Annotated in this window: 28 protein-coding genes and 1 pseudogene; 15 read left to right on the top strand and 14 right to left on the bottom strand. The window is 69.8% G+C overall.

Annotation, left to right across the window (positions count from 1 at the left end):
- The first annotated feature begins 31 nt into the window (after nt 1-31).
- Nucleotides 32-451 carry a hypothetical protein gene (locus tag P0Y41_RS02230; protein ID WP_284062381.1) on the top strand — a complete coding sequence of 140 codons (420 nt, stop codon included), beginning with the start codon at nt 32-34 and terminating at the stop codon, nt 449-451.
- 1 nt (nt 452) lies between these two features.
- Here P0Y41_RS02230 and P0Y41_RS02235 read toward each other — a convergent pair whose 3' ends face one another.
- Both P0Y41_RS02235 and P0Y41_RS02240 read right to left on the bottom strand, forming a co-directional pair.
- Nucleotides 453-1400, bottom strand: a complete 948-nt coding sequence (locus tag P0Y41_RS02235; RefSeq protein ID WP_284062382.1) for a DUF7547 family protein — start codon at nt 1398-1400, stop codon at nt 453-455.
- 114 nt (nt 1401-1514) lie between these two features.
- The gene (locus P0Y41_RS02240; protein ID WP_284062383.1) at nt 1515-2612 is read right to left on the bottom strand and encodes an NADH:flavin oxidoreductase/NADH oxidase; all 1098 of its coding nucleotides are present in this window, start codon (nt 2610-2612) and stop codon (nt 1515-1517) included.
- Nucleotides 2613-2742: 130 nt separating this feature from the next.
- On the opposite strand from P0Y41_RS02240, the gene P0Y41_RS02245 reads away from it, so the two are divergent.
- Entirely contained in the window at nt 2743-3582 is an 840-nt protein-coding gene (locus tag P0Y41_RS02245; protein ID WP_284062384.1) for a hypothetical protein, read from the top strand.
- Between the two features lie 115 nt (nt 3583-3697).
- Nucleotides 3698-3871, top strand: a complete 174-nt coding sequence (locus P0Y41_RS02250) for a hypothetical protein (RefSeq protein ID WP_284062385.1) — start codon at nt 3698-3700, stop codon at nt 3869-3871.
- A 92-nt stretch (nt 3872-3963) separates the two neighbouring features.
- On the opposite strand, the gene dpsA is transcribed toward P0Y41_RS02250, so the two are convergent.
- Nucleotides 3964-4512, bottom strand: coding sequence for a DNA starvation/stationary phase protection protein DpsA (gene dpsA / locus P0Y41_RS02255; protein WP_284062386.1), 549 nt, complete (start codon nt 4510-4512; stop codon nt 3964-3966).
- Between the two features lie 316 nt (nt 4513-4828).
- Between dpsA and P0Y41_RS02260 the strand changes: the two genes are divergently transcribed.
- Complete coding sequence (locus P0Y41_RS02260; protein ID WP_284062387.1) at nt 4829-6136, top strand: HEAT repeat domain-containing protein; 1308 nt, start codon at nt 4829-4831, stop codon at nt 6134-6136.
- Nucleotides 6137-6196: 60 nt separating this feature from the next.
- Here P0Y41_RS02260 and P0Y41_RS02265 read toward each other — a convergent pair whose 3' ends face one another.
- Complete coding sequence (locus tag P0Y41_RS02265; RefSeq protein ID WP_284062388.1) at nt 6197-6436, bottom strand: hypothetical protein; 240 nt, start codon at nt 6434-6436, stop codon at nt 6197-6199.
- A 108-nt stretch (nt 6437-6544) separates the two neighbouring features.
- Between P0Y41_RS02265 and P0Y41_RS02270 the strand changes: the two genes are divergently transcribed.
- Entirely contained in the window at nt 6545-8272 is a 1728-nt protein-coding gene (locus tag P0Y41_RS02270) for a phospholipase D-like domain-containing protein (protein WP_284062389.1), read from the top strand.
- 42 nt (nt 8273-8314) lie between these two features.
- On the opposite strand, the gene han is transcribed toward P0Y41_RS02270, so the two are convergent.
- The gene (han, locus tag P0Y41_RS02275; protein ID WP_284062390.1) at nt 8315-10231 is read right to left on the bottom strand and encodes a Hef-associated nuclease; all 1917 of its coding nucleotides are present in this window, start codon (nt 10229-10231) and stop codon (nt 8315-8317) included.
- Nucleotides 10232-10368: 137 nt separating this feature from the next.
- Here han and P0Y41_RS02280 point away from each other — a divergent pair, with 137 nt between their 5' ends.
- Entirely contained in the window at nt 10369-10857 is a 489-nt protein-coding gene (locus P0Y41_RS02280; RefSeq protein WP_284062391.1) for a Mov34/MPN/PAD-1 family protein, read from the top strand.
- A 37-nt stretch (nt 10858-10894) separates the two neighbouring features.
- Complete coding sequence (locus tag P0Y41_RS02285; RefSeq protein ID WP_284063320.1) at nt 10895-11392, top strand: FAD synthase family protein; 498 nt, start codon at nt 10895-10897, stop codon at nt 11390-11392.
- A 52-nt stretch (nt 11393-11444) separates the two neighbouring features.
- On the opposite strand, the gene P0Y41_RS02290 is transcribed toward P0Y41_RS02285, so the two are convergent.
- From P0Y41_RS02290 to P0Y41_RS02300, 3 genes are all read right to left on the bottom strand, one after another.
- Nucleotides 11445-11846 carry a hypothetical protein gene (locus tag P0Y41_RS02290; RefSeq protein ID WP_284062392.1) on the bottom strand — a complete coding sequence of 134 codons (402 nt, stop codon included), beginning with the start codon at nt 11844-11846 and terminating at the stop codon, nt 11445-11447.
- A gap of 6 nt (nt 11847-11852) precedes the next feature.
- Nucleotides 11853-12791 carry a DUF1028 domain-containing protein gene (locus tag P0Y41_RS02295; RefSeq protein ID WP_284062393.1) on the bottom strand — a complete coding sequence of 313 codons (939 nt, stop codon included), beginning with the start codon at nt 12789-12791 and terminating at the stop codon, nt 11853-11855.
- Between the two features lie 118 nt (nt 12792-12909).
- Nucleotides 12910-13317 (bottom strand): VOC family protein, encoded by a 408-nt coding sequence (locus P0Y41_RS02300; protein ID WP_284062394.1) that lies wholly within the window; start codon nt 13315-13317, stop codon nt 12910-12912.
- 132 nt (nt 13318-13449) lie between these two features.
- On the opposite strand from P0Y41_RS02300, the pseudogene P0Y41_RS17970 reads away from it, so the two are divergent.
- A pseudogene (locus P0Y41_RS17970) lies at nt 13450-13728 on the top strand (DUF7117 family protein); the annotation flags it as partial.
- Nucleotides 13729-13820: 92 nt separating this feature from the next.
- Nucleotides 13821-14213, top strand: coding sequence for a DUF7117 family protein (locus P0Y41_RS17885; RefSeq protein ID WP_345783174.1), 393 nt, complete (start codon nt 13821-13823; stop codon nt 14211-14213).
- Nucleotides 14214-14253: 40 nt separating this feature from the next.
- On the opposite strand, the gene P0Y41_RS02310 is transcribed toward P0Y41_RS17885, so the two are convergent.
- Both P0Y41_RS02310 and glyA read right to left on the bottom strand, forming a co-directional pair.
- Nucleotides 14254-15138, bottom strand: coding sequence for a tetrahydrofolate dehydrogenase/cyclohydrolase catalytic domain-containing protein (locus P0Y41_RS02310; protein WP_284062395.1), 885 nt, complete (start codon nt 15136-15138; stop codon nt 14254-14256).
- 102 nt (nt 15139-15240) lie between these two features.
- The gene (glyA, locus tag P0Y41_RS02315) at nt 15241-16488 is read right to left on the bottom strand and encodes a serine hydroxymethyltransferase (protein ID WP_284062396.1); all 1248 of its coding nucleotides are present in this window, start codon (nt 16486-16488) and stop codon (nt 15241-15243) included.
- A 97-nt stretch (nt 16489-16585) separates the two neighbouring features.
- On the opposite strand from glyA, the gene P0Y41_RS02320 reads away from it, so the two are divergent.
- Nucleotides 16586-18667 (top strand): hypothetical protein, encoded by a 2082-nt coding sequence (locus tag P0Y41_RS02320; RefSeq protein WP_284062397.1) that lies wholly within the window; start codon nt 16586-16588, stop codon nt 18665-18667.
- 81 nt (nt 18668-18748) lie between these two features.
- Here P0Y41_RS02320 and P0Y41_RS02325 read toward each other — a convergent pair whose 3' ends face one another.
- Nucleotides 18749-18931 carry a hypothetical protein gene (locus P0Y41_RS02325; RefSeq protein ID WP_284062398.1) on the bottom strand — a complete coding sequence of 61 codons (183 nt, stop codon included), beginning with the start codon at nt 18929-18931 and terminating at the stop codon, nt 18749-18751.
- A gap of 147 nt (nt 18932-19078) precedes the next feature.
- Here P0Y41_RS02325 and tbsP point away from each other — a divergent pair, with 147 nt between their 5' ends.
- The 5 genes from tbsP to P0Y41_RS02350 all read left to right on the top strand — a co-directional run bounded on the left by tbsP (nt 19079) and on the right by P0Y41_RS02350 (nt 24925).
- Nucleotides 19079-19897, top strand: coding sequence for a transcriptional regulator TbsP (tbsP, locus tag P0Y41_RS02330; RefSeq protein ID WP_284062399.1), 819 nt, complete (start codon nt 19079-19081; stop codon nt 19895-19897).
- Nucleotides 19898-19969: 72 nt separating this feature from the next.
- A complete protein-coding gene (locus tag P0Y41_RS02335; protein WP_284062400.1) occupies nt 19970-21688 on the top strand; it encodes a YcaO-like family protein in 1719 nt (572 codons plus the stop codon).
- 77 nt (nt 21689-21765) lie between these two features.
- Nucleotides 21766-23301, top strand: a complete 1536-nt coding sequence (locus tag P0Y41_RS02340; RefSeq protein WP_284062401.1) for a bifunctional metallophosphatase/5'-nucleotidase — start codon at nt 21766-21768, stop codon at nt 23299-23301.
- Nucleotides 23302-23390: 89 nt separating this feature from the next.
- Entirely contained in the window at nt 23391-23843 is a 453-nt protein-coding gene (locus P0Y41_RS02345) for a universal stress protein (protein ID WP_284062402.1), read from the top strand.
- A 131-nt stretch (nt 23844-23974) separates the two neighbouring features.
- Nucleotides 23975-24925, top strand: coding sequence for a biotin--[acetyl-CoA-carboxylase] ligase (locus P0Y41_RS02350; RefSeq protein WP_284063321.1), 951 nt, complete (start codon nt 23975-23977; stop codon nt 24923-24925).
- A 54-nt stretch (nt 24926-24979) separates the two neighbouring features.
- On the opposite strand, the gene P0Y41_RS02355 is transcribed toward P0Y41_RS02350, so the two are convergent.
- From P0Y41_RS02355 to P0Y41_RS02365, 3 genes are all read right to left on the bottom strand, one after another.
- On the bottom strand, nt 24980-25426 hold the full coding sequence (locus P0Y41_RS02355) for a universal stress protein (protein ID WP_284062403.1): 447 nt from the start codon (nt 25424-25426) through the stop codon (nt 24980-24982).
- A gap of 198 nt (nt 25427-25624) precedes the next feature.
- Nucleotides 25625-25891: an elongation factor 1-beta gene (locus P0Y41_RS02360; RefSeq protein WP_284062404.1), complete on the bottom strand. Its 267-nt coding sequence runs from the start codon at nt 25889-25891 to the stop codon at nt 25625-25627.
- A gap of 2 nt (nt 25892-25893) precedes the next feature.
- Nucleotides 25894-26079 carry an HVO_2753 family zinc finger protein gene (locus P0Y41_RS02365; protein ID WP_284062405.1) on the bottom strand — a complete coding sequence of 62 codons (186 nt, stop codon included), beginning with the start codon at nt 26077-26079 and terminating at the stop codon, nt 25894-25896.
- Nucleotides 26080-26112: the final 33 nt, after the last annotated feature.

Genomic DNA, 26112 nt, shown 5'->3' on the forward strand with positions numbered 1-26112 from the left:
GCCGGGAGGACCGGAGTGTGAGGGCCGATCCGTGACCGAGATCGAAGACGGCGAAGCGCGGAGCGGCGTCGTCGCCGTCAGGACCGGGATCGCACTCGGCGTGCTCGGGTCGCTCGCGGCCGTTCGCGTCGCGCTGGCGCTGTTCGACGTGGTCGATCCGGGGCCGGGCACGGCCGCGTACCTCCTCGTTGGCGCGGTCGTCACCGGCGCGGTCGCGGGGTGGGCGCGCACGAGCCGCGGGCTGGTGACGCCCACTGCCGTTCCCGCGGTGGCGTTTTCGGGCGCCGTGATCGCGACGTGGGCGCTCTACGTCGCCCCGGAGACGACGCCCACGCCCGTCGACCCGACGCCGCTCGGCTGGGTGCTGCTCGGATGGCCGGCGGTCGTTCTCGTCGGCGTCGCCGGCGGCCTCATCGAACTGTCCGCGATATCTCGTGGCGATTCGGACTGATTCAGGCAGAAGAGTCGTCCTCGTCGGCGTCGTCCGCAGCGTCGGCGGTCTCGTCGCCGTTGTCATCCCCATCGGAACCGGACTCGCGGTTGTCCGTCCCGCCTCCCATCTCGCGTTTGATCGACTCCAGTTCGGCGTCGACATCGACCTCCGGGCGCCCGTCGGCGCTATCGGCGTCGCCAGCGTCGTCGCCGTCGTCGCTATCTCTGTCTTCGCTTCCGGTCCGGTCCTCGTCTGGAGGCGCGGATCCGGACGCACCGCCGTTCGACGACTCGTCCGGGTCCCCGACAGCGATAGACACCGGGCCGTCGTCACGACCGCTGTTCGTCCGGCGCTCGCGACCGCGCTCCCGGTCGACTACGTCGCGCGACTCGCGAACCCGGCGCTCCAGTTCCTCGCTCAGTTCTCGGGCGTCGGAGACGAGGTCGCGACGTTCGTCGTCCTCCGGGAGGTCGGCCTCGGCGAGCGTCTCACGGAGACGGCTCAGCGCGTCCGCGGCGTCGCCCGCTGCGCGGTCCGTCGCAGCCGTGACGCCCTCGCCGACCGCGTCCGACAGCACCGAGCGAGCGAGCCCCCGCGAGTCGCCGCGAGCGCGGCGGTTCCAGCGTCGGCGCCCGTCAGCCGTCTCGCCCGGCGCGGCGAGGTCGATCACGCCTCGGAGGAGTTCGAGCGCCTCGATCGTCGCCTCCAGCACGGCCACGACCGTCGGGATCGTGTAGTCGGCCGTGAACCGGAACAGTTCGCCCGGCGCCGGGGGACGCGGGGGACGGCGGCCGCGTTCGCGGCGGTTCGAACGATCGTCGGGCGGCCGCCGGTCACCCTCGTCCGTGAGTCGATCCGCGCGCTCGCGGTCCGTTAGCTCGGTGCGCAGGTCCGTCAGCGTCGCCTCCAACTCGGAGACGAGCGTCGCGAGGTCCTCGTCGTCCGGTCCGCGAGATGGTGCGCTCATTAGGATGGTAGTAGAGGCGTCGGGGCAAAAGGGTTCACACGACCCGCGACGACACCCGGGAAGGTTCACACGAACCGCGACCACGCACGGGAACGAGAGCCGAACCGGACCCGCTCAGCGCGGCTTCGCACGGCGGTACTGCACCGGCCACTCGTTCTCCTGGTCGAGGTCGTGAGCGGCGTGCAGCGGCCAGTACGGCGACCGGAGGAACTCCCGAGCCATGAGCACGGCGTCCGCGCGGTCGTTGGCGACGATCGCTTCGGCCTGCTCCGGCTCCGTGATCCCGCCGACCGAGGCGACGGCGATGTCCGCGCCGACCTCTTCGACGTGCTCGCGGATCGCCTCCGCGTACGGGAGTTGGTAGTTCGGCCCCGCATACGGCACCTCCTGTGCGGGTGAGATACCGCCGGCGCTCACGTCGATGAGATCCGCGCCGGCCTGAGCCAGGAGCGGGGCGAGCCGGGCGGACTGTTCCACGTCCCACGACTCCCGGTCGTCGATCCAGTCGGTCGCGGAGATCCGGACGAACACCGGCTTGTCGTCGGGCCACACCTCGCGCACCGCCTCGGTCGCCTCGCGAACGAGTCGAGTGCGGTTCTCGAAGGATCCGCCGTACTCGTCGTCGCGGTCGTTGGCGACGGGCGAACAGAACTCGTGGAGGAGGTAGCCGTGGGCGGCGTGGACCTCGGCGACCTCGAAGCCGGCGTCGAGCGCGCGCTCGGCGGCCGCGGCGAAGTCGTCGATCACGCGGTCGATCCCGTCCGGGGAGAGGCTGTTCGTCGGGTGCTCGTCGCCGTCTCGGGGATACGGGCCCGAGGGGCCGTCGACCGTCCAGCCGCCCTCGTCGAGGGGGACCGGGTCGCCGCCGTCCCAGGGGCGGTTCGTCGACGCCTTCCGACCGGCGTGCGCGAGCTGAATCGCCGGCACCGACCCCTGCTCGCGAACGAACGCGGCGACGTCGGCCCACTCCTCGGCCTGCTCGTCCGACCAGATCCCCACGTCGTGGGGAGTGATTCGCCCCTCCGGCGAAACCGCGGTGGCCTCGGCCATCACCAGTCCCGCGCCGCCGACGGCGCGCGAGCCGAGGTGGACGAGGTGCCAGTCGGTGGGCGCCCCATCCGGGGCGGAGTACTGACACATCGGCGAGACGAACACGCGGTTGGGGATCTCGGTGTCCCGAAGCGTGAGCGGCGAGAACAAGTGGTCGACCATGTGCACGGTACACCCGCCGCAGTACAAACGGCTGGCGGCGAGGGAGGAGATTGCCCCTATCGGGGAATCGTCCGCCGTCCGGGCTTCCGGTTCCCCCGATTTTTCAATCCCGGTCGGTCTCTGACCGACCATGGGACTCTCTACGGACGAGATCATGCAGATCAGCCTCGACCTCGTCGACTGGGACGACACGCCGGCCGACAGCACGGTGTACGTGCCGGGCGAGGACGTCGAAACCGCGTTAGTCGGGATCGATCTGGAGTCGCCCGAGATCCAGCTCGCGCACGATCTGGGCTACGACCTCGCGCTCGCCCATCACCCGACCGGCATGTCCGCCAGACTCGACTTCCCGGAGGTACTCGACACGCAAGTCGAGTTCATGACCGAACACGGCGTCCCCGAGGACGTCGCCGAGGACGCCGTCGCCGACCTCCGGTCGCGGATGGACCATGGCGGCCACTCCAGCAACTACCGCCACGACCCCAGCGTCGCCGAACTGCTCGGCCAGCCGTACCTCAACACCCACCTCGCTCCAGACGAGTACGGTCGGCGCGTCTTCCGCGAGGTCGCCGACGATCTCGACGACGACGCGACCGCCGGCGAGTTCGTCGACGCGCTCGCGGCGATCCCCGAACTCGACGCCGCGGACACGGACGTCCTGCTCCGCCTCGGCGACCGCGACAACGGCCTCGGCGAGGTTGCGGTCCACCACGCGGCGGGAACGAACGGCGGCGCCTCGGTCGCTCGGGCGTACTTCGAACACGGCGTCGACACCGTCCTCTACATCCACGTGGGCGCCGGCGACACCGCCGAACTGCGCGAGGAGTTCGCCGACGCGGGGAAGAACCTGGTTGTCACCGGACATATCGCCAGCGACGCGATCGGAATGAACGCCGTGATCGACGCGCTCGAAGCGCGCGGCGTCGAGTGCGACACCGTCTCTGGATGCGGGATCGGCCGCGAGAACTGATCACCTCCGGCGATGACCGACCGCACGAACCGACCGACGCCGACGTTCGTTTAGGCGGACCTACTGTTTAGGGCTACCAAAACCTATATGTTCGCGCACCTGCGAGAGAACGGTAATGACTCACGATGCGCTCGCGGACCGGGGCGACGGACTGTCGCCCGAGCGTGACGCAGCCCAGACGACCGACGTGACGGCCCTCCAAACGTGTCCCGACAGGACGGTGTTCAGCGAGCGCGACAACGTCGACGGCTGGATCTCGACGGACCTGACGGTCGATCTCGAACGATAAGCGAGACGCTAGCGACGCCGGGACACGGGCCGAAAATTTGGAAACCGAAGTTGATCGCCGCGCGGTCGCGGGCGTGGGAGTTCTGCCTCGAGTTACTGCATCGCGCCCTCGGTGACGAGCGTATCGCCCTCGAGGTAGTGCTCGATGTGGTGGGCGTCCTCCTCGACCTGCACGATGTTCTCCCGGAGGATTTCGCCGGTCGTTGGGTCTCCGAGCCCGTCGGCGAGCTCGACGTGCTCGCGCAGCGTCTCGATGACGTCGCCGTACAGCTCCATGTCGTTGGCCAGCGACGTTCGGATGTCGTACACGTCCTCGTCCTCGGGCTCGATCGGCGCCTCCGCCTCCAGCGTCGCCATCGAGGCGTGCGGGACGCCGCCCAGCGCCTGCACGCGCTCGGCGAGTTCGTCGGCGAACGCCTCGGCGTTCTCGGCGGCGTCGCCGAGGAACAGGTGGAGGTCGCGGAACTCCGCGCCCTCGACGTTCCAGTGGTGCTTCCGGAGTTGGTGGTACAACACGTACGTCGCCGCGAGGTCCGTGTTCAGCGCGTCGATGATCTGTTCGGCCTTCTCGGCGTCCATCCGCAGCGCTTCGCTCCCCTCAACGTCGCCCGCGGACTTCAGCACACGCTTTTGCGTACTCATGTGTACCTGAAGATACGTCCGCCGAACACATAAAACCCGGTGGTGTGACAAGATTTCTTTTGGAATCCCTAAACGCAGTTCGCTTTGGTACAACGTTTCACGGATGAAGTCCCCGTCGCCGGTCGCGGAGGGCTCAAGATTCGTGATCGGCGCCTCGAGCGCGTCAGCGGCAGACACACGGGGGTAGTCAGTGTTCGTTCGTACCCCGACAGCCGTCCCCCAAGCGACAGCGGTCGCCTCTCGTCGTCGCGGGCTCGCGTTCGCGTCGGCCCCGAATATGGAAACGCCCTTGTAGCCGACACACCCATCGACGGCCATGAGCGACGACGACCCGGCCGAGGAGTCAGGCGGCCCCGAGGACGCCGAGGAGACGGACCTCGTCCCCGAGGTGTCGGCAGCGGACCTCGACGCCCAACTGGACGAGACCGCCGAGGCGCTCGATGCCGCCGAGACCGAGGCCGACCTCGACGACGTCGAGGCAGACCTGGACGACATCGAGGCCGATCTGGAGCGCGCCGACCTCCCGGAACCGGACGAGGACGACGACGACGCGGAGGACCCGCGCGCGGAACTGGAGTCGCGACTCTCCGACCAGCGCGAGGACCTCGCGGACCAGCGCGGCCCGTACGCGTCGGACGTGATCGAGGACATCGAATCCGCCAAAGCGACGATCGCCGACACGCGGTGGACGGCGTCGGGCGAGGCCGACCTCCCCGGCGTCGTCGACGAGTTCCTCGCGGCCGTAACCGACGCGCTCGAGGCGGACCTCGACCGCACGGGAGACGACGACCCCGAGTCGCTCGCGGACGCGCTCGACGACCCCATCGCGGCCGTCGAGGACGCCGACCTCGACGCCGACGAGGACGCCGAGACGATCGCCGCGCTGCTGGAGGCGACGGAGGCGCTGGAGACGGGGGTCGACGACACCGAGGAGTGGGACGACCTCCAGACCCACGAACAGCTGCAGGCCCAGGGCTTCTACGACGTGCTCGGCCACTACAAGGACTTCCCGCCGGAACTGGCGGCGTTGAAGGAGCACGAGCAGCAGGGCAACGTCGAGATGGTGCTTTTGGCGCTCGACTCGCTGCAGTCGGAGTTCATGGAAGAACACTGCCTGGAGGCGCTCACCCGGATGAACGACCAGGGCGCTTTCGAAGCGATGCACCAGCGCGCGCAGAAGCGTGACCAGCCCGCCATCCGCGCGCTCGGCAAGATGGCGGCCGACGACGCCGTCGAGACGCTCCTCGAGTACGTCGACTCCGACTCCAACCCGACGCTCCAGAAGGCGACGTTCAAGGCGCTCGGCGAGATCGGTCACGGGGACGCGGTTCAGCCGCTCGCGAACAAGCTGGCCATGGAAAACGACGAGGTGCGGCCGTACGCCGCCCGCGCGCTGGGGCTCATCGGCGACGCCCGGGCCGTCGACCCGCTGGCGGACGCCGCGGCCGACGACGAGCGTGACACGGTTCGCGCAGCGGCTCTGTGGGCGCTGCGCCAGATCGGCACTGAAGCCGCCCTCGAAGCGGCGGCCGAGTTCGACGACGACCGCGCGTTCATCGTCCAGACCGAAGCCGAGAAGGCACGCGACGCCCTCGACGCCGGCGGCGAGGAAGTCGCCGCGTAGTCGAGTCGGTGCCCGTCGCGAACCGGTACGGGCTCTGCCCTCGGTCCGTCGGTCTCGTTCTTACAGCAGCTCTCCGATAAACAACAGCGCGAAGCCCAGCGAGACCAACAGACCGCCGACCCGGCCGAGATTCGTGTGTTCGGAGACCTCGGCGGGTGCGATGTCGATGTCGTAGCTGTCCCACTCTTCCTCGTAGGAAACGTACGAGGGGACCTGAAAGAACTCCAGGGCGACGAGTGCGCCGCCGACGGCGCCCAGCGCGGCCCCGGCGAGCCTGACCCCCTCGGCGATGGTGACCATGTCGGATACCCGCCGTCGTCGACGCAAAAACACACCGAAGCGCGTCGCCGGTCAACCGGATTCCGGTGACCTCGTCTCACCGTCGCCGATCCGCCGGGGAAGATTGAAATGCAAACCCGCGACCAGACCGTCGCAGTGGTCCGCCTCGTCGTGATCGTCGCGTGCGCGCTCCTCCTCGTCGCGGCAGCGGCCGCGTCGCCGACAGCGGTCGTCGCTGTTTCTGAGACGACGGCCGCGCCCGCGACACCGGCGGCGGGGGCGGATCGGGGAGCCGGGGCGATCACTCCGCGGATCGTCGGGCTCCTCCCCAACCCCGTCGCTCCCGACGACGCAGGCGAGTACGTTCACCTGTCGCTGCCGCCCGGGAACTGGAGCGTCGACGACGGAGAGGACGTGGTCACGGTCCAGCAGCAACGACCGGGTCCGGTCCTCGTGACCGCCGACCCCGAGGCGCCGCTCGACCCGCCCGGCGGTCGCGTCGTCGCCGACGGGCTCGCGCTGTCGAACGCCGGCGAGCGCGTCGTGCTCCGGCGCGGCGGCGCGAACGGAACCGTCGTCGATGCCGTCGAGTACGGCCGCGCGCCCGAAGGGGAACGGTGGGCGCGCGACGGGGCCCCGGAATGGCGACCGGTCGGATTCGACCCTCGTGACACGGTTCCGCTGGGCGCCGCGAATGCGACGGCGTTCGTGCTCCCCGACGCGCCGGCGGAGCCGGTTGCAGCCGTTCGAGGGGCCGACGAGCGGGTGCTCCTCGCGGGCTACACTTTCGCGTCCCAGCGCGTCACCGACGAGTTGGTCGCCGCTCACGAGCGCGGGGTCTCGGTGCGCGTCCTTCTCGACGGCGCGCCGGTCGGCGGCGTCTCCGCCGAACAGGCGGCCCGACTCGACGCGCTCGTCGACGCCGGCGTCGAGGTTCGCGTGATCGCGGGTCCGCATGCCAGATTCCGATACCACCACGCGAAGTACGCCGTCGCCGACGACGCCGCGGTCGTGCTCACGGAGAACTGGAAGCCCAGCGGCACCGGGGGCGGCGACAGTCGCGGGTGGGGAGTCACGCTCCAGTCGTCGCGCGCGGCCGACGCGCTCGCGGACCTGTTCCGCGGGGACGCCGGCTGGCGCGACGCCGTCCGATGGGAGCGATACCGCGACGACCGGACCTTCGAGCGGGCGGACGCGGCGACCGGGTCGTACCCGACTCGCCACCCGCCGGCTGACGTTCGGATCGAGCGCGTGCGGCTGATGACCGCGCCCGGAAACGCCGAATCCGCGGTCGTCGCAATCGTCGACGACGCGGGCGACCGGGTCGACGTCCTCCAGCCGACCGTCGACGACGGACCGATGCTCGCGTCGTTGCGGCGCGCGGCCGAACGCGGCGTGCGCGTTCGACTGCTGCTATCGGGCGCCTGGTACGTCGCCGAGGAGAACGCCGCGATCGTCGCCGAGTTGAACCGCTGGGCCGACGCCGCGGGCGTCCCGTTCGAGGCGCGCGTCGCGGATCCCGCCGGCCGCTACGGCAAGGTACACGCGAAGGGCGTCGTCGCCGACGACGTGGCGCTGGTCGGGTCGCTCAACTGGAATCCGACGAGCGCCCGCGAAAACCGCGAGGTGGTTGTCGCGCTGGAGGGGGAGGCGGCCGCAGGCTACTACCGCGAGAGCTTCACCGCAGACTGGCGCGCCGGTCGAGGCGCGACATCGCTGACCGACGGTCTCCCGCCGTCGGTTTCGATCACCGCCGTCGGCGCCGTCGCGGCCGCGGCGCTGTTCGTCAAGCGCCGGTTGACGATCGGTGGGACCGACGAGAACCAGCGTGGGGACCGCGACGGACCGGTCGGGTGAGTCCGGTCGAGCGAGCGGCGTGCGGGGCGTCGCCGTCGGTCGTCAGTCGTCGAGTTCGACCGTCGTCGACAGCTCCTCGTCGAGTTCGGCGTCAGCCATCTTCTCGACGAGCGCGTCGATCACGTCCTCGCGGCGCCCCTCGACGAACTTGATCGAGCCGACGACGAGGTGGCCGCCGCCGGAGACGCCGCCCCCAACGACCTCCTCGTTCAGCTCGGTGACCATCCGCGGGATGTCGAGGCGCACCCCGTCAGAGCGGAGGACTGCGAAGTCGGGGCCGTACCCGATGGTGATCACCGGTTCGCCGGTCGCGCGGACCTTCCGGTCGTGGAGCTCGCCGGTCGTCTTCCCGGGGGCGGGGTAGGTGAAGCGCTTGGCGAAGTTCTCCAGGTCGATGCGGTACAGGTGGGCGTCGGAGTCGAGCCGTTCGTGCTCGACGTGGGGCTCGACGGCGTCGAGCTGCTCCTCCACGTCGCGCTCGGCGCGCGTCGAGAGAAACTCGACGAGGTCGCGGTGTCGATCGGCGTCGTCGCTGCCGACGTTGAGCACGTCGCTGACGAGCGTCTTCCCCTCGCTGTAGCGGAGCCAGTGGGCCGCGTAGTCGAGCGCCTCGCCGATGTCCTCGATGTCGTCGCGGTCGTAGCCGGCCGCCGCTGCGAGGTCCACGAACTCGTCCATCACCTCGGCCTTCGAACGGTCCGAGAGGCCCGCGACGGCGGGCACGTGGCGAAGCTCGTCGGTGACCCCGGGGTCGATGAGGCGGGCGAGCTCGACGCACATCATCCCCGTCGTGATACGGTAGTCCTCGTCGTGGAGGTAGGGATTGACGTGCGCGTCCAGCAGGTCGGTCACCGCCTCAGGGTCCGGGTGGTGGTGATCGACGACGGCGATGGGTACGTCGTAGTGGGCGAGGTTCTTGTAGGCGGGCACGTCCTCCTCGGTGGAGCCGTTGTCGAGCATCAGGAGGAACGGGAGCTTCTGCCCGTGGCGGGCGCGGCCCTCCAGCGCGAAGTTGAGGTCGCGGGTGACGTCCTCCATCTCGTAGTACGGCGCCTTGCTCGGCAGTCGCTTGAGCGTGTGCCGCGCGGCGTCGTCGCCCTCGTGGACCTCTTCGATGAAGTTCTCCAGCGCGAGCTGCACCGGGATGGCCGCACACATGCCGTCGCCGTCGGCGTGGTGGCGGATACGGATCGGTCGTCCCTCGAGCACGGTGCGGCGGAGCGTGCGTGCGAGGTCCTCCAGTTCGGGGCGGAGCTTCTCGAACGCCTCCCACTCGACGAGCGGCTCGACCGCCTCGGGCTCGGCGCGCTCGCGCATCGCCTCGTCGAGGCGCTCGCGGGCTGCCGCGGCCGTTTCGTCGTCCAGGACGGCGATGTCGCCGACTTCGAGCTGGGTGGTCCCGTCGTGTGTCTCTACCGTCCCCGCGACGCGCACGAGGTCACCGATCTCGACGTCGGGGTACGCGCGGACGCCAGCCTCCTGGAACGCGGCGGCCGTGACCACGCCCGTTTCGTCGGCGACGTGGAAGATGGTCGGCCCGCCCGTCTGTTTGATCTGGGTGATCTCTCCCTCGATGGTGACGGCGTCCCCGACGGTCGCCGCGGCGATCGAGGTGATCTCCGGCTCGTGTTCGACAGCGAGCACGTTCGCCTCCGCGAGGTCGACGTCTGCGAGGTCGAACGACACGTCGCCGTTCTCCTTCAGTTCCTCCAGGAGGACGACGACCTCGTCGCCGACCGAGAGCGTCTCGCCGTCGAGGTTCGACTCGTGGAGCAGCCCCGACACCTCTTCGGAGATGTCGACGAAGACGCCGTAGTCGACCACACCGTTGACCTCCGCGCGATAACGCGCGCCGACCTCTACGTCGGTGAGCGTGCAACCAGGATCGAGTTCATAAACCACGGGTGGGGAATCCCCCTCCCCGTTCTCGCCGGGGTCTCCGGCGGCGGAATCACTCATATCGGGTGGTGGGTGGCCGCGGGTGTTAAGGGTTGTAGTATCGATCCAAGCGCCTCTCGTCCACCGTGGATCGGGGGAACTCGTCGGCCGACAGCCCCATCGACACGCTTAGTTGGCGCCCGACCGGAGGTCCGATAATGCGATTGTTCCGGTCGAGCGAGCTGCTCGGCATCGCCGCCGAGACCCTCACGTTCGCGCTGGAGGCCTCCCGGGACACCCACCCGAACGAGTACATGGGCTTTCTCCGGGCGACCGACGCCCGCGACCTCGGACTCGACCGGACGGGACAGGTGATCACCGACGTGCTCGTCATCCCCGGCACCACGTCGACGCCGGAGTCGGCGACCGTCCGCGAGCACATGAAGCCAAACTCCTCGCGGGCGGTCGGATCGATCCACTCGCACCCCAACGGCGTCCTCCGCCCCTCGGACGCCGACCTCGCGACGTTTCACGCCGGCGAAGCGCACATCATCATCGGCGCGCCGTACGAGCGCGACTGCTGGCGGGCGTTCGGCCCGGACGGCGACCCCCGCGATCTGGACGTGATCGACGTGGCGCTGCCCGAGGACGAGGCGTTCTTCGACTTCGACCAGACCGACATCGACGCGGAGCTGTACGATGAGTGAGGACGACGGCGCGGGCAACGGCAACAGCGACGGCGGCATGGACGGTGGCGCCGAGGGTGGCGCCGCCGCCGACGCTCGGGGAGACTCGCCGCGGGTCGCGCTCGCGCAGGGGACGTTCGACATCCTCCACCCGGGCCACCTGCACTATCTGGAGGACGCGGCCGCCCACGGCGACGAACTCCACGTCATCGTCGCCCGCCGCGACAACGTGACCCACAAGCCGACACCGGTGTGTTCCGACCGCCAGCGACGGGACATGATCGCCGCGCTCGAGGTCGTCGACGAGGCGCACCTCGGCCATACAGAGGACTTCTTCGTCCCCGTCCGCGAGATCGACCCGGACGTGATCGTCCTCGGATTCGACCAGCACCACGACGAGTCCGCCATCGCTGACGCGCTCGCCGCAGAGGGGATCGACGCCGAGGTGACGCGCGCGACCGCCCGAGATCCCCGCTACGAGGGGGAACTCCTCTCGACGGGCGACATCATCGACAAGCTGATCCGTCAGCGCGGCCGGCCGACGAACCGGGAGTAGCGAGTCGCCGGCGTATCCGGCCGGCCCGGCCCGCCGGAGGGTGGTCGACTGCTCATCCTTCAGCGTTCGTCGCCTGCCAGAGGTACATTGGCGCGGCGCCGACGGCGAGGGCGCCGACGAGGGCGCCGACCAGCGCGAGCGCGCGCAGCGTCGGTGCGGTCGACAGCGACGCGCGAAACACCGCGGGAGTGCCGGCAGCGAGGAGAACCGTGCCCGCAGCCCACAGTCCGAACGCCCGACGTGTGACTGCCCCGTCGGCATCGTTCCCCTGACGGTCGTACACCGCGACGATCCCGATACCCGCGGCGAGCGCGACGCCGGCGCCGACGAACGAGAGCACGACCGTGAGCAACTGGAACGCCGGTAACTGCGCCGTGGGCGCCTGGACGACCGACGCTTGCGCGATCAGCGCCTGTGTGACCGGCTCCCGTGCGCCGAGTGCGGGGGAATCCACGGCGAGTTACAGTCTGTCGTAGCGCTGGAGCCCGCGCCAGATCGCGTCGGTCAGCCGCGATTCGCCGTTTTCGTCGCGCTCGGCGGCCGCGTCGCCGGCGGCCGCCTCCGCCCAGCCGCGAGCGAGCGCGTCCTCAATGACCGTCAGCGAGTGGTTCTCGAAGTTGTTCATCCCGCGGAAGTCCTCGAGCGCGGCCCGTTCTGCCTCGCCGAACGCGTCCGTCGCCTCGCCGTCGAGAAACCCCGTGTCCGAGAGCACCGACGACACCGCAAGCGCCGCCTCGCCTGACAGCTCCGCGGGGTCGTCGGGCTCCTCGCGGGCGAGCAGCGTCACGTCGTACAGCTTGAACACGCGCTCCAGTTCGTCGATCGGACGCTCGTGGTCGTCGACGCGTACGTCGACCCAGCGGTCGTTCTTCCCGTCGTAGCCGCCCTCGGGCTTGGCGACTGACAGCGCAGCCGACTGCTCGCCGCGGGAGTCGCCGCCGGCGTCGTTGCCGGCGTGGAGCGCCGCGATGAGCCGGTCTGGGAGGCCGCCGTCGACCGTCTCGAACGCCTCGGCCATCGCATCGAGCGTCGCCTCGTTCGCGAGGATGTTCCCCTGCACGGTGTAATGCTCGCCCTGTCGGTCGCCCGCAACGTCGAAACACTCCGCGCCGGTGAACGCCGCCGGCTCGCCGTCGAGTCCGACGACGCCGACCTGCCGCTGCTCGGCCTCGTCGTCGGCGTCGGTGAGCGCCTCGATTGCCTCGGCGGGCGCGTTGCCCTCGCGGAGGAGGTCGAGCCCGTCCGGGCCGTACGCGACGTTGGCGAAACTCTGCGTCGCGACCGCGCCGGCGTCGGCCGAAACGAACGGGACGACGGCGCCGACCGAGACGAACTTCGACTGGACCGCCACCCCGACGGCGTCCGTCTCTGGGTCGCGCGCTGCGATGGAGAAGGTCATTCGATGACACCTCCGGCGGCGACAGTAAAAGCGTGCCGGGGAGAACTCCGCGTGTCGAGACGCCGTCGCGGACCGCTTCTCGCGGGACCGACGCCGCGCGCGAGCCTGCGGCGTCGGCTCACGACACGTGCTCGATGAGTTCGACGATGGTCCCGGTCGGGTCGATCAAGAACGCGATCCGGAGGTCGCCGAAGCGCTCGGGTCCCATCACCCAGTCGACGCCGAAGCCGACGCCGTCGATCGCCTCGCGGGCGGCGTCGATGTCGTCGACGACGAACCCGAAGTGGAGCAGGCCGGTCGGCATCGCCTCCACGTCACCGGTCGCCTCGTAGGGCGCCCGGTCGAAGACGTACACGCGCTTGTCGGCCACCTCCAAGGCGACGTGTTCGACGGCCGTCGCGCCCTCGCCGTCGGCGGCGTGGCCCCGCTCGATGACAGTCCCGTCGAACGCCGCCTCGTAGAACGATGCCGTCGCGTCCACGTCGTCGGCCTTCAGCGCCACGTGGAAGAACGAGTTCGGTGTCACACAAGCCCTCTCACAGTCCGTGACCAAGTCGGTGCCGGCGGTCGCGGGTATCCGGGATCGCCCGCGGCGACGTGCCCGCCCCGCCGCCGCGGCGACGAGGCGTTTTTCACCGTACCGCCGGTACGTGCGGTCATGGAAGTCCGGGGCGAGCGCGAGTGTACGGAGTGCGGAACCCGCTGGTCGTACTTCGAGACGGGGAGCATCGCGTGTCCCGACTGCGGGAGCCTTCAGAGCGTGGGGACCGGCGAGCGCCGCAGGCACACTGACGCGCCCGCGGAGTTGGACCTGACCGCCGTATTGGTCCGACTGGACGACACTGCGCTCGCCGAGCTCGTCGACGAAATCAAAGCCGAGTGTCGGACGTACCTCCGCAAGCGGGGGTTCATCCGCGGCGGCGACCTCGCGCCACTGGACGACGCGTACCTCGCGGCCGCGGAGCTCCGCCACGCGGCCGACGTGTACGGCCGGATCGCCGGACCGGGGGCGGGCGGGCGGACGCGACCGTGGGCGACCGCGGCCCCGAAGGAACCACTCCGGGCGTCACCGACGACGAGGAGTGGTACCTCACGACGCTGCTGCGCGCGGCTGACACGGGCGAGCGGCCGAACGCGGAGGAGATTCCCCCGCGGATGCACGAGGCTCGCGGGCTCGCGGCCGCCGAGGCGGTATTGGAGTACCGATCGGACGTGTCGACGTACCTCGACGACCATCCCGATCCCGAGGCGAGTCGAACGCTCGGCGCCATCCGCGATCGCGCGAAGCGGATCGACGCGCTTGAGGGCGACGTGGCGCCCGCGGAGGCGGACGCGCTCGTCGAGGCGGCCGTCGAGCTGGGGCGATACCTCATCGCCGGCGACGCGGCGGCGCTGGCGAGCGCGAGAGAACGGTTGGAGTAGCCGACCAATTCGGGCGCTCGATCGAGAGAGAACGGGCCGCTCAGGGAAGCTCGATGTCGACGCCGTGCTGTTCGCCGGCGGCCTTGACCGTGTTGTACAGCAGCATCGCGCGCGTCATCGGCCCGACGCCGCCGGGGACGGGCGTGATCGCCCCTGCTTTCTCCGCGACCTCGTCGTGGGCCACGTCGCCGACGAGCGTCGACTCGCCGTCGCGCTCGACGCGGTTGATACCCACGTCGATGACGGTCGCGCCCTCGCTCACCATGTCCGCGGTGATGAACTCCGGGATCCCCGCGGCGGCGACGACGATGTCCGCTCGGCGGGTGTGGCTCGCGAGGTCTTCGGTCCGCGAGTGGCAGACGGTCGTCGTGGCGTTGCCGCCCGGGCCACGACCGAAGAGGAGGTTCGCCATCGGCTTGCCGACGATGTCCGAGCGGCCGACGACGACCGCCTCTTTCCCCTCCGGGTCCACGTCCGCCGACGCGAGCAGCCGCTGGATACCGTGGGGGGTGCAAGGCTTGAACCGCGCGTTGCCGGCGACGAGGCGGCCGACGTTCTCCGGGTGGAACCCGTCCACGTCCTTCGCGGGGGCGACCGAGCGGAGGACCCGGCGGGTATCGACCTGATCGACGACGGGCATCTGGACGAGGATGCCGTGGACCTCGTCGTCGGCGTTCAGTTCGTCGATGGTGTCGTACAGCTCTTGGGCGGGCGCGTCGTTGTCCACGTCGACGTGGACGCTCTGCATCCCGACCTCCTCGCAGTCGTTCTGCTTCATCGAGACGTACGTTTCGCTGGCGGGGTCGTCGCTCATCAGCACGGTCGCCAACGCCGGCTCGACGCCCGCGTCGTTCAGCGTCTCCACGCAGTCGGCGACGCCGTCGCGGATCTCGGCGGCGACGGCGTTCCCGTCGATGTCGGTCATGGTCGATGGGGCGGCGGCGACGCGTAAGAATCCTCGGGTTCGTGCACAACAGCGCGAGGATAATCTCCGAAGTACGCAGAAACGTGGATCGTATCCGGTCGCTTACTCGTACAGCGGGTGCGCATCCGTCAGCTCGGCGACGCGCTCGCGCACCTCGGCGATGACCGACTCGTCGTCGACGTTGTCGACGACCCGGTGGATGAGATCGCCGACCTCGCGGCAGGCGGCTTCGTCGAAGCCGCGGGTGGTGAGCGCGGGCGTCCCGGCGCGGATTCCCGAGGGGTCGAACGGCGACCGTGTCTCGCCGGGGACCGTGTTCGCGTTGAGCACGATGCCGGCCTCCGCGAGCGCCTCCTCGGCGTCGCCGCCGGAGGTGTCTGGGTGCGACTCGCGCAGGTCGACGAGCACGAGGTGGGTGTCGGTGCCGCCGGAGACGACCTCCAGCCCGTTGGCCTCGAAGGAGTCGGCGAGCGCCTCGGCGTTGGCGACGACCTGCTGGGCGTACTCCTCGAACTCGGGCTCCAGCGCCTCTCCGAAGCCGACGGCCTTGCCGGCGATGTTGTGCATGAGGGGACCGCCCTGCCCGCCGGGGAACACCGCCGCGTCGATGTCGTCCGCGTGCTCCTCGTCGCACATGACGATCCCGCCGCGGCCCGCCCGGATCGTCTTGTGGGTGGAGCCGGTGACGAAGTCGGCGACGCCGACGGGCGAGTCGTGGACGCCCGCGGCGACGAGCCCCGTGATGTGGGCGATGTCTGCGAGGTGGTACGCGTCGACCGCGTCGGCGACGTCTTGGATCCGCTCCCACTCGACCTCCCGCGGGTACGCCGAGTAGCCCGAGACGATGATGTCCGGGTCGAACTCGTCGGCCTGCTCGGCGAGCGCCCCGTAGTCGATGTAGCCCGTCTCCGGGTCGACGCCGTACTTCTCCACCTCGAACAGCTGGCCGGTGAAGTTCGCGGGGTGACCGTGGCTGAGGTGCCCGCCGTGTTCGAGTTCGAGCGAGAGGATCTTGTCGCCCGCGTCGAGAGTTGCCAGGTACACCGCCATGTTCGCCTGCGTGCCCGAGTGGGGCTGGACGTTGACGTGCTCGGCGCCCCACAGCTCCGTTGCCCGCTCGATGGCGAGTTCCTCGACCGCGTCGGCGAACTCACAGCCCGCGTAGTACCGCTTGCCCGGATACCCCTCCGCGTACTTGTTGGTGAGCGCGCTCCCCTGCGCCTCCAAAACGGCCTCGGAGACGTGGTTCTCGGAGGCGATCATCGCTAGCGTGTCCTGTTGTCGGCTGACCTCCCCCTCGAGGGCGTCGGCGACGGCCGGGTCGGTCTCACGTACCTCGGGATACTCCATACTGGAAGTCCGGCGAGCGGTGACAAAAAGCCATGCGTACTCGCGCGCCCGTGGCGACACCGATAAATGCGGTCACTGCGCAGGTCCGTGCAGTCGAATGCAGGTCGAACGGACCGAGGACGGGTTTCGCGCGGTCGACGCCGCCAAACACGCCGTCGACGTGCGGACGGACGGATGGAGCGACCCCGGCGACGCGTCGACGCCGTCGCTCGACGCCGCCATCGACGCCCTGGGCCTCGAGGACACCTGGACGCCGGACGCGACGGTGTCCGGGTCGGCGACGTCCCTCGGGTTCCCGCCGGTGTACGCCCCGGTCCGCGACGTCGACACCGGCGAGGTGTTCGATCTCGGTACCGGCACCGGGCCGCTTTCGATCCCCGACGGCTCCTACGCCCTCTACGTCGAGAGCCGGATCGACGTGTACGTCCGCTTCGACGGGGCGGCGACGATCGAGAAGCCCCGATACGAGCGGCTCTCGGTTCGATTTCCGGCGCCGACTTCCGTCGAGATCGGATTCGGAAGCGGGGTCCAAGACGACTCCGAGACAGTGACCGTGCCGCAGACGCCAGGCGGCGTCGCGACGGCGCTGTCGACGTTCCCGGCCGGCCACCGCACCGCGACCGCCGACCGCTCGTTCGACAGCATGCGGGGGAACCCTCCGCGGATCGCCTTCGGCGAGTCGGTCTCGATCCCCGAGACGCTTCGCGAGAAGCGCGACGACGCCGACGTGCGAGTCGTCGTTCCCCCCGATCTCAGACACCTGTTCGTCGTCTCCTCGTTCGCGCACTACGTCGGCGCGGACGTCGCCGTCGAGGCAGACGGGAGACCGAGGGTCGAGACGCCCGGCCGGACCCACCCGCTCCCGGCGTTTCCCGAGTTTCAGGAGGCGGTCGCCTCGCTGCTCGACCGAACGTTCCACCTCGACTGCGTCGTCAGGGAGGCCGGCCCCTACGAGTCCGGGCTGTCCGTCGCCGAGACGGCCTCGGAACTCGGTCTCGACGCCGACTCCCTGTACGCCGCGTCGCCGGGCGAGCGCCTCGACACCTACCTCGCGACGCCGTTCGAATCGGTCCGCGATCGGTTCCCGGAGTGGCATCTGTCGATGTCGATCGACCCCGAGTACGACCACGTGCCGACGCTGTCGCACCTCCTCGCGAACCTCCCGCTCGTCCGGATCGCCGAGTCGAACACGCTCGAGAAATCGGAGTGGCTCGACACCTCGTTGGCCGATTTCTACCGGCGCGACGCGGGCGAGGTGGCGTCGGTCGAGTTGGTCCGGCCCGAACAAGGTGCGGGACGGACGCACGGCTGGCTCGCCGACGGCGTGCCGATCGACGCGTTCAAAACCGTTCGTGAGGCGTACGAGAACCGCGGCCGGTACCTCGACGCGGCCGGCGATCCGATCTCGGTCGTCGCCATCCTGAACGACGGGGACATGCGCGAGGAGCACGACGACGTCGCCGCCCAGTACCGCGCTCGCGCCGAGGCGCTCGATCTCGATGTCACGCTGAGAGAGCGGCTTACCGTCGACGAACTCGCCTCGGTGTTCGAGTCCCGGACCGATCTCGTCCACTACATCGGCCACTGCGAACGGGACGGACTCCGGTGTGCCGACGGCTACCTCTCGGCGCCGAGCCTTTCGGAGTCGAACGCCCAGACGTTCTTCCTGAACGCCTGCGGCTCCTTTCACGAGGGGATCGAACTGATCCGAAAGGGGAGCGTCGCGGGCGCGGTCACGTTCAACGAGGTGCTCGACAGCCAAGCGGCGACGGTCGGCACGATGTTCGCCCGCTTGCTCGTCAGCGGCTACTGCATGGAGCAGGCGCTCGACAAGTCGAGACGCCAGATCATGACCGGCAAGGACTACGCCGTCGTCGGCGACGGCACGCACGTGCTGACGCAGTCGGAAGACATCGTCGGGACAGACGTGCGGGTCGGCCGCCGGGCGCCCGACCGATTCGACGTGACGGTGTCGATGGGCGCGCCGTGGATGACGGGCGGGTTCTTCCGACCGTACCTCCAGGAGTCCGACGAGACGCACCTCCTCGGGACCAGCAGGGAGTTCACGGTCGATCGCGCGGAGTTGATCGAGTTCCTCTCGTACGCGGATACCCCCGTGCTGTTCGACGGAGCGCTCTGCTGGTCGGACGCGCTCGCTGGGGATCTCCGCTCGTCGTAACCGAGGCGTACGGGACCGGTTCGCAGGTGGGTTAACTCGGCCAGTCAGTCGTCAGCGGGTTCCCGTCGCTGACCGGTGATATCAGGGCCCCGACGACACGTCGCCGACGTTCGTCGGATCGGCCCCGATATCGACGGCCGCAGCGGCGTCCGCCGTGAAAAACAGCGTCACCGCGACCGCGATCGTCAGCGCGAGCCGCGCGTGGCGGAAACCGATAGCCGTCAGCGCCGGTTCGACCGTTCGTGAGCGGAGCGAGTTTCCCATACCACTCGGACGAGCATGCGTGTACTTAACTCTCATGCCGCCGGCTTCCATTCAGTCGCTTGAGTCTCGTATTCTCCGGAGAGGAGGCTTGATTCCCCCGATATCCCGTTAGTATTAAATAGACAACTCGCGATGTTCTACGTAGCTATGACTGCGAATGTATTCGAGCGCTCCATGGGTGACGTGCTCCGGACGCTCTTCGACCGATCGGCGGGTGAGCTGGTGATCGTCGACCCCAACGCGGCGGTGATCGAATCGCTCGTCGACGCGGGATCCGACTACGACGAGGGCCTCCCGACGCTGAACGTCCTCGCCGACAACCGCATGCTCAAGGACGTGATGGACGATTTCCTCGTCGCCGGCGACGCCGCCGACTTGGTCGACGCCGGGTCGATGACGCTTCGGGAACTCGATGGCGACGCGGACAACACGCTCGTGGTCGGCGAGGACGAACTGTACGCCATCGTCTCCGCCGGTGAGCACGTCGCCGCGCTCGCGGCCGACGACGAGTCGTTCGCCGGGGACGCTTACGAGACGTACCGCGACCAGTGGGCGGACGCCGATGAGTTCAACCTCCGGACGCCGGCGCTGTCGCACGTCCGCGAGACGCTGGACGATGACATCGGCGACCCGGTTCGCGCCGATTTCGACGCGGTGCTGGCGTCGCTGGAGACCGCCCGCGGAGACGGCGACGGCCTCGACGAGGTGACCATCTCGCTGCTCGTCGCGGCGAAAAACGACGTGCTCCTGTACGACATCAGCAAGTGGGGCGAGGACGTCGGCATCGCCTCGAAGGCGACGTTCTCGCGCACGAAGACCCACCTCGAGGACCTGGGGCTCATCGACACCGAGAAGGTGCCCATCGACGTGGGGCGTCCCCGTCTGCGCTTGAAGCTCGGCGACGACCGGCTGCGCGACGCATCGAGCGACGAACTGGCGAGCGTCGCCCACCGACTGCTGAACTAGGCCGGCGCCCCGGGACGGGTCCCGTCCCGGTGACCGACCACCTTTTAGTGCGACTCACCCCACCAGCGGGGCATGGACATCGCCATCGTCGGCCCGGACCCCGCCGTCGAACCGATACGGGGCGCCGTCACCGACATCGAGGCGAACGTGATGGAGGTGGAGGCCGGCCTCCTGGACGGATTCGACTTCGCCGTCGTGGTCGGCACGACCGGGGACGACGCGTTCCGCACCGCGACCCGGGTCGTCGACGACTGGGTCGCCGTCGAGGTCGGCGGCATCGGCGGCCGCGCGATCGAAGGACTCGACGCCGCAGTCTCCGTGTTCTCACCCGAGACTGGCTGTTACGATTGCCTGTGTGACCGGGTCCGCGCGAACGTCCCGGCGACGGACGCGACACCGCAGGGAACCCGCAGCGCCGTCCGATTCGCGGGGGCGCTGGCCGGCCGTCGCGCCATCCAGCACCTCTCAGGGGACGACGTGGCTGGCACCGTCACCGAGGTCGATGGCCGCGAACGGACGCTGCTTCCGGTGCCCGGGTGCGACTGCGGGGCGTCGCCGACGGGGTTCGATCTTCGGGCGTGCGACGAGCAGGTCTCACTGGACGACGCCGTCGACCGAATGGACCGCGCGGTCGACGACCGACTGGGACTCGTGGCTGAAGTGGGCGAGCGCGAGTCCGTGCCGGCGCCGTACTACATCGCGCGGACGACCGATACCGCCGTCTTCGCCGACGCGCGCTGTGCGGAGTTCGCCGCCGGTGTCGCCGCCGACTGGGACGTCGCGTACGCGAAGGCCATCGGCGAGGCGCTCGAACGCTACTGCGCGGGAACCTACCGCGCGTCGTCGTTCCGGTCGGCGCCGACGAACGGCGTCGTCGACGCGGTCCCTGTCACGCGATTCGTCCGGCCCCCCGGATCCGACACACCCGACCCGGACGACCGCATCCCGTGGGTCTCCGGGATCGATCTCGTGAGTCGGGAGACAGCGTCGCTGCCGGCGGAGTTCGTCGTGTTTCCGCCGCCCGAGGAGCGGTTCGGGCCGGCGATCACGACCGGGCTCGGGCTCGGGAACTCGACGGCCGAGGCGGTGTTGTCGGGGCTGTACGAAACGGTCGAGCGCGACGCGTCGATGCTGTCGTGGTACTCCACGTTCGATCCGATGGGGCTGACCGTCGACGACGGGGGGTTCGAGACGCTCCGCAAGCGAGCGCGCGCCGAGGACCTCTCGGTGACGACGCTGCTGCTCACGCAGGACGTGGACGTGCCCGTCGTCGGCGCGGCGGTCCACCGCGACGCCGAGACCGGAGAGTGGCCCCGGTTCGCCATGGGCTCGGCGGCCGACCTCGACGCCGCGGCCGCCGCCCGAGGCGCGCTCGCGGAGGCGCTGCAAAACTGGATGGAGTTACACGCGATGGGACCCGAACAGGCGAGCGCCGAGGAAGGCGCCATCGGCTCGTACGCCGACTTCCCCGGGCGCGTCCGCGAGTTCGTCTCCCCCGACGTGACGCTTCCCGCCGCCGACGTGACGGACGCCGACGCGGCGGAAGCCGAGGGCGTCGAGGAGGTCGACGCCGTCCTCGAGCGACTCGGCGACGCCGGCCTCGACGCGTACGCGGCCCGACTGACCACCCGCGACGTGTCTGCGCTCGGCTTCGAAGGCGTCCGCGTGCTCGTCCCGGAGGCACAGCCGCTGTTCACCGGCGAGCCGTTCTTCGGGGACCGACTGGAGTCCGTGTCGGCGTCGATGGGGTTCGAGCCGGAACCGGAGAAGGCGTACCACCCGTTCCCGTAGCGGGACGAGCGCGCTCGGGCCGGTCGACTGAACCCGGAGCGTTCTTGGCCGCCAGCGCACACGACACAGTCACCCGAATGCCCCGGTTCGTCCACTACTCCGACATCGAGAACGTCTACGACGACCCCGACCGCGCGGGGCGCCTCGCCGGCCTGATCACCGGACTCGACGGCCCGGACGCCGCGATCGTCGGCGCCGGCGACGACACCTCGCCTGGCGTCGCCGCGACCGTCTCGAACGGGCGCCAGGCGGTCGACTTCTTCCGCGCCGTCGGCACCGACGTGGAGACGTTCGGCAACCACGACTTCGACTTCGGCACCGATGCCGCCCGCGGGATCGTCGCCGACTCCCCGCAGACGTGGGTCTCTGCGAACGTCCGCGACGAGGACGGCGATCCGTTCGGCGAGGCCGAGGGCGTCGTCCCGTGGACGGTCGAAACCGTCGACGGCGAGCGCGTGGGCTTCCTCGGCGTCACCGACCCGAGCACGGACTCGCTGAACCCCTCGGCTGCGGAGATGACGTTCACCGACCCGTACGAGGCCGCCCGGAATGCGATCGCGGCCATGGAAGCTGAAGCCGCGGCCGGAGGCGACCGTGCCGACGAGGGCGAGGATGCAGCCGAGCGCGACGGCGTCGACTACGTCGTCGCGGTGTCACACTTGGGCGGTGGCGACGACGACCTCGCGCGGATCGACGGGGTCGACCTGGTGCTCGGCGGTCACGTCCACAGCGAGCGCGCCGAGGAAGTCGACGGCGTCCTCTGCACGCGCCCGGGCGTCAACGGCGAGACGGTGCTCGAGGTGACGCTCAACGACGACGGCGCGAGCGTTCGCCGGCACAGCCCCGCCGACGCCCCGATCGACGAACGCCTTGCGGACGCCCTGCGCGAGCGCATCGCCGCCGCGGGGCTCGACGAGGCCGTCGGTCACGTCGACGAGCCGATCGTCCGCAGCGACGAAACGGTCCACGGCGGTGAGTGCCGCATCGGTAACCTCGTCGCCGACGCCTACCGCTGGGCGGCCGGCGCGGACGTCGGCCTCCAGAACGCCGGCGGCCTCCGCCTCGGCGACGACCTCGCTGGCGAGGTGACCCTCGCGGACCTCCTGTCCGTGCTCCCGTTCGAGGAACCGATCGTCGAAGTCGAACTCACGGGCGCCGAACTGCGCGCGGCGTTCGCGGAGATGTCGGCATCGGTGGTCGACTTCGGCGAGGACGGCTGGTGGCACGGCCACGTCAGCGGCGCTCGCGTCGTCTGGGACGACGACCGCGAGGAGTTGATCGACGCGCGCGTCGGCGGGGAACCGATCGACTCCGAGCGGCTGTACCGCGTCGCGACGCCCGAGTACCTCCTGCACTCTGACCACGAGTTCCCGACGATCGAGGAGCGCCACCGATCCGGCGAGCACGGGATCCAACACGAAGTGCTCGCCGAGTACGTCCGAGCGCACGGTATCGCCCCCGAGATCGAAGGCCGGATCGAGCGCGTGTCGGGCGGTTCGGTGAACGCCGCAGCCGACGCCGCTGGCGCCGGCGACTCGGCTGAACCGGGCACCTCGGGCGATTTCGATGACAGTGGCGACACGTCGCCGTCGGAACGAGTCGGGGACGAGTGACGGCGGGCAAGGCGGCCCCGGGTGATCGGTCCGCCGTCACGGGTTGGCCAAGAGGAAGTGTTTACACGTGGCGGCGCGTCCAGCCGATAATGACGTTGGTCGTCGTGCCGGTTCGATACCCGCTCTCGAAGCACTCCAAGGCGACGCTGTCGGAGGCGATCCGAATCGCCGACGAGCGCGACGCCGAGTTGACGGTCCTCCACGTCGATCTGTACCAGAACGGTCGAGAGGTAACTCGGACGGATCTCAAGCAGGCGGTCCAACGCGAGTTCGGCCACCTCCCCAACGTCCGGTACGTCATCCGCCGGGGGTTCCTCGTAGAGGAGACCATCCTCGACGAGGTCGCCGCCGAGGAGGCGGACATCGTGGTCATCGGCGCCAAGCAGGCGAGTCGCTGGCGGCGGACCATCCAGAAGCTGTTTTCGGACCCCGACATCGAGACGTTCCTGAAGGGGAAGCTCGAGGCGACGGTCATCACCGTCCGCGCGAACGGGGAATCGACGGAGCTCGCGTCCGCCGGCGGCGGGCGCAGCGACTCGTGACGGGCGACGCCGACGGCAGTGACACCGGGAGCAACAGCCACACCGGAAGCGACGGCCACGCCGGAAGCGACAGTGACCGCGCCGACGACGTTGCGGCCGGCGTCGGCGTTCCCGCGACCCGCCGGGCGCTCATCGACGCACTCGCAGAGGGCCCCGTATCCGGGCCCGAGTTAGCCGACCGCCTCGACGTGTCGCGCGCGGCCGTCTGGAACCACGTCGAGGCGCTGCGCGAGGCAGGCGTTGCCGTCGAGAGCACCGCCGACGGCTACGTCGTGAGCGAGGCGTCCGGCTACGCAGGCGAGGCGATCGCATACGACCTCGACGCGCCGTTCAACATCGACTACCACGACAGCGTCGGATCCACGAACGACCGAGCGCGCGAACTCGCCGGAGCGGGCCACGCCGGCGTCGCCGTCGTGGCCGACGAGCAGACCGCCTCGCGGGGGCGTCTCGACCGTGAATGGGTGTCGCCGCCCGGCGGCGTCTGGCTCTCGGTCGTCGTGCGTCCCGAAGCGCCACCCGCCCACGCTCCGGCGTACACGCTCGCGATGGCCGTCGCGGTGACCCGCGCCTGCCGCGAGGCGGGCGTCGACGCGCGGATCAAGTGGCCGAACGACGTGCTCGTCGGCGACGACGAGGGCGACGAGGCGGAGCCGACCGAACGCGGCGGGAGGAAACTGTGCGGCGTCCTCACCGAGATGGAGGGCGAGGCCGAGCGGGTCTCCTGGCTCGTCGTCGGCCCGGGACTGAACGCGAACATCGCCCCCGAGGACCTCCCGGCAGACGCCGGCGCGACGAGCCTCCTGGCGGAACGCGGCGAGCCGGTCGATCGTCGGGTGATCGTCCAACGGATCCTCGAGGAGTTCGACGCGCTCACTGCGGATCTGCGCGGGGCCGTCGACGCCTGGGAGGAGTACGCCGACACCGTCGGTCGGCGCGTCCGCGTCGACACCCCCGGCGGCATCGTGGAGGGCGAGGCCGTCGGGATCGAGTTCCCCGGCGCGCTCGTTGTCGACACCGGCGAGGAGATGGTTCGGGTGACCGCCGGGGACTGCGAGCACCTGCGGCCGGTCGACCGGTGAGGGTCCGCACGTGCGTTCGCCCGCGAAATCCGCATCAAGCCGACTCGACGGCTGTTACGTCGCGTCCGCGACCCGGACCGTGAGCACCGGAACCGTCGACGACCGGACGACTTTCTCGGCGACGCTGCCCAGCAGAAGTCGGTCGATGCCGCCGCGACCGTGGGTCCCCATCACGATCAGGTCGCAGTCGTTGTCCTCGGCGTAGCGGACGATCTCCGGGCTCGGTGAACCGTCGATCACCGACGTCTCGACGGGCACGTCGTAGTCGTCGCCGAGCGCCTCCACCAGCGAGACGGCGCTCTCGGCGTCGCCGCGAAGCATCTCGTCGATCCCCTCCCAACTCGACTCCATCGGCATCCCCGCGTACGATGCCGAGTTCACGACGTACAGCGCGTGGACGGTCGCCCCGTGTTGGACCGCGAGGTCGACAGCATGGCGGACCGCGCGCTCGACGCCGTCGGAGCCGTCGGTCGGGACCAGGATCCGGTCGTACATCCCCATGTGAACGTCTGTCGAACCCCTGACGGCCGGACATCATTAACTCTTCGCACGATCCACCCGTGGTCTCGCGGATCCCGGTTTCGATTCGTAGTGTAGAACGAGTCGTCCGCGGTTCCTCAAGCCGACGGCTCAGTACGAACGGTGGGTACGCGAGAATGACTGCCGGACCGGATTCGGTCCGGCGGTGAGCGCGGCCGGTTACAGGCGGCCGACTTCCTCGACCTTCACGCTCTCGACGCCCTCGACCTCGGAGAACGCCTCCTCGACGGCCTCGGTGCCGCCGGCGTCGTCGGGGACGACGACCATCGGCAGGAGTGCGACGAGCCCGAACGCGACGTCGTCGCGCTCGACGTTCCGGATCTCGGCGCCCTGGGGGAGCGACTCCTCCAGCTTCTGCTGGAGCTCGTCGAGGTCGATGTCGGGGCTCTGCGGCATGACCTTCATCTTCGCGGCGACCTTCCCCATGGTTAGGGCCCCCGGAACCCGCAGTCGGGACACTCGAAGAGGTTGCTCTGCTTTCGGCACTTCGCACAGCGGCTGATCTGCGCGCCACAGTCGGGGCACTTGAACGTCGCCGCAGCCGTCCCCGCGACGTTGATGCCACAGGAGACGCAGCGTCGCTCGGAACGCTGCTCGGACTCTGACTGGCTCATACGGCTAGAGACCGGCGCGCGGCTTTTAACGGT

It is taken from the genome of Halobaculum halobium (assembly GCF_030127145.1).
Classification (GTDB): domain Archaea; phylum Halobacteriota; class Halobacteria; order Halobacteriales; family Haloferacaceae; genus Halobaculum; species Halobaculum halobium.

Coding starts and splice junctions, on each gene's coding strand:
- P0Y41_RS02355 (WP_284062403.1), bottom strand. CDS start 25,426: ATGGGGATGTACGACCGGATCCTGGTCCCGACCGACGGCTCCGACGGC.
- P0Y41_RS02270 (WP_284062389.1), top strand. CDS start 6,545: ATGCAAACCCGCGACCAGACCGTCGCAGTGGTCCGCCTCGTCGTGATC.
- P0Y41_RS02250 (WP_284062385.1), top strand. CDS start 3,698: ATGACTCACGATGCGCTCGCGGACCGGGGCGACGGACTGTCGCCCGAG.
- P0Y41_RS02280 (WP_284062391.1), top strand. CDS start 10,369: ATGCGATTGTTCCGGTCGAGCGAGCTGCTCGGCATCGCCGCCGAGACC.
- P0Y41_RS02320 (WP_284062397.1), top strand. CDS start 16,586: ATGCAGGTCGAACGGACCGAGGACGGGTTTCGCGCGGTCGACGCCGCC.
- P0Y41_RS02360 (WP_284062404.1), bottom strand. CDS start 25,891: ATGGGGAAGGTCGCCGCGAAGATGAAGGTCATGCCGCAGAGCCCCGAC.
- glyA (WP_284062396.1), bottom strand. CDS start 16,488: ATGGAGTATCCCGAGGTACGTGAGACCGACCCGGCCGTCGCCGACGCC.
- dpsA (WP_284062386.1), bottom strand. CDS start 4,512: ATGAGTACGCAAAAGCGTGTGCTGAAGTCCGCGGGCGACGTTGAGGGG.
- P0Y41_RS02265 (WP_284062388.1), bottom strand. CDS start 6,436: ATGGTCACCATCGCCGAGGGGGTCAGGCTCGCCGGGGCCGCGCTGGGC.
- han (WP_284062390.1), bottom strand. CDS start 10,231: ATGAGTGATTCCGCCGCCGGAGACCCCGGCGAGAACGGGGAGGGGGAT.
- P0Y41_RS02325 (WP_284062398.1), bottom strand. CDS start 18,931: ATGGGAAACTCGCTCCGCTCACGAACGGTCGAACCGGCGCTGACGGCT.
- P0Y41_RS02365 (WP_284062405.1), bottom strand. CDS start 26,079: ATGAGCCAGTCAGAGTCCGAGCAGCGTTCCGAGCGACGCTGCGTCTCC.
- P0Y41_RS02295 (WP_284062393.1), bottom strand. CDS start 12,791: ATGACCTTCTCCATCGCAGCGCGCGACCCAGAGACGGACGCCGTCGGG.
- P0Y41_RS02335 (WP_284062400.1), top strand. CDS start 19,970: ATGGACATCGCCATCGTCGGCCCGGACCCCGCCGTCGAACCGATACGG.
- P0Y41_RS02240 (WP_284062383.1), bottom strand. CDS start 2,612: ATGGTCGACCACTTGTTCTCGCCGCTCACGCTTCGGGACACCGAGATC.
- P0Y41_RS02310 (WP_284062395.1), bottom strand. CDS start 15,138: ATGACCGACATCGACGGGAACGCCGTCGCCGCCGAGATCCGCGACGGC.
- P0Y41_RS02245 (WP_284062384.1), top strand. CDS start 2,743: ATGGGACTCTCTACGGACGAGATCATGCAGATCAGCCTCGACCTCGTC.
- tbsP (WP_284062399.1), top strand. CDS start 19,079: ATGACTGCGAATGTATTCGAGCGCTCCATGGGTGACGTGCTCCGGACG.
- P0Y41_RS02285 (WP_284063320.1), top strand. CDS start 10,895: ATGGACGGTGGCGCCGAGGGTGGCGCCGCCGCCGACGCTCGGGGAGAC.
- P0Y41_RS02340 (WP_284062401.1), top strand. CDS start 21,766: ATGCCCCGGTTCGTCCACTACTCCGACATCGAGAACGTCTACGACGAC.
- P0Y41_RS02345 (WP_284062402.1), top strand. CDS start 23,391: ATGACGTTGGTCGTCGTGCCGGTTCGATACCCGCTCTCGAAGCACTCC.
- P0Y41_RS02260 (WP_284062387.1), top strand. CDS start 4,829: ATGAGCGACGACGACCCGGCCGAGGAGTCAGGCGGCCCCGAGGACGCC.
- P0Y41_RS02235 (WP_284062382.1), bottom strand. CDS start 1,400: ATGAGCGCACCATCTCGCGGACCGGACGACGAGGACCTCGCGACGCTC.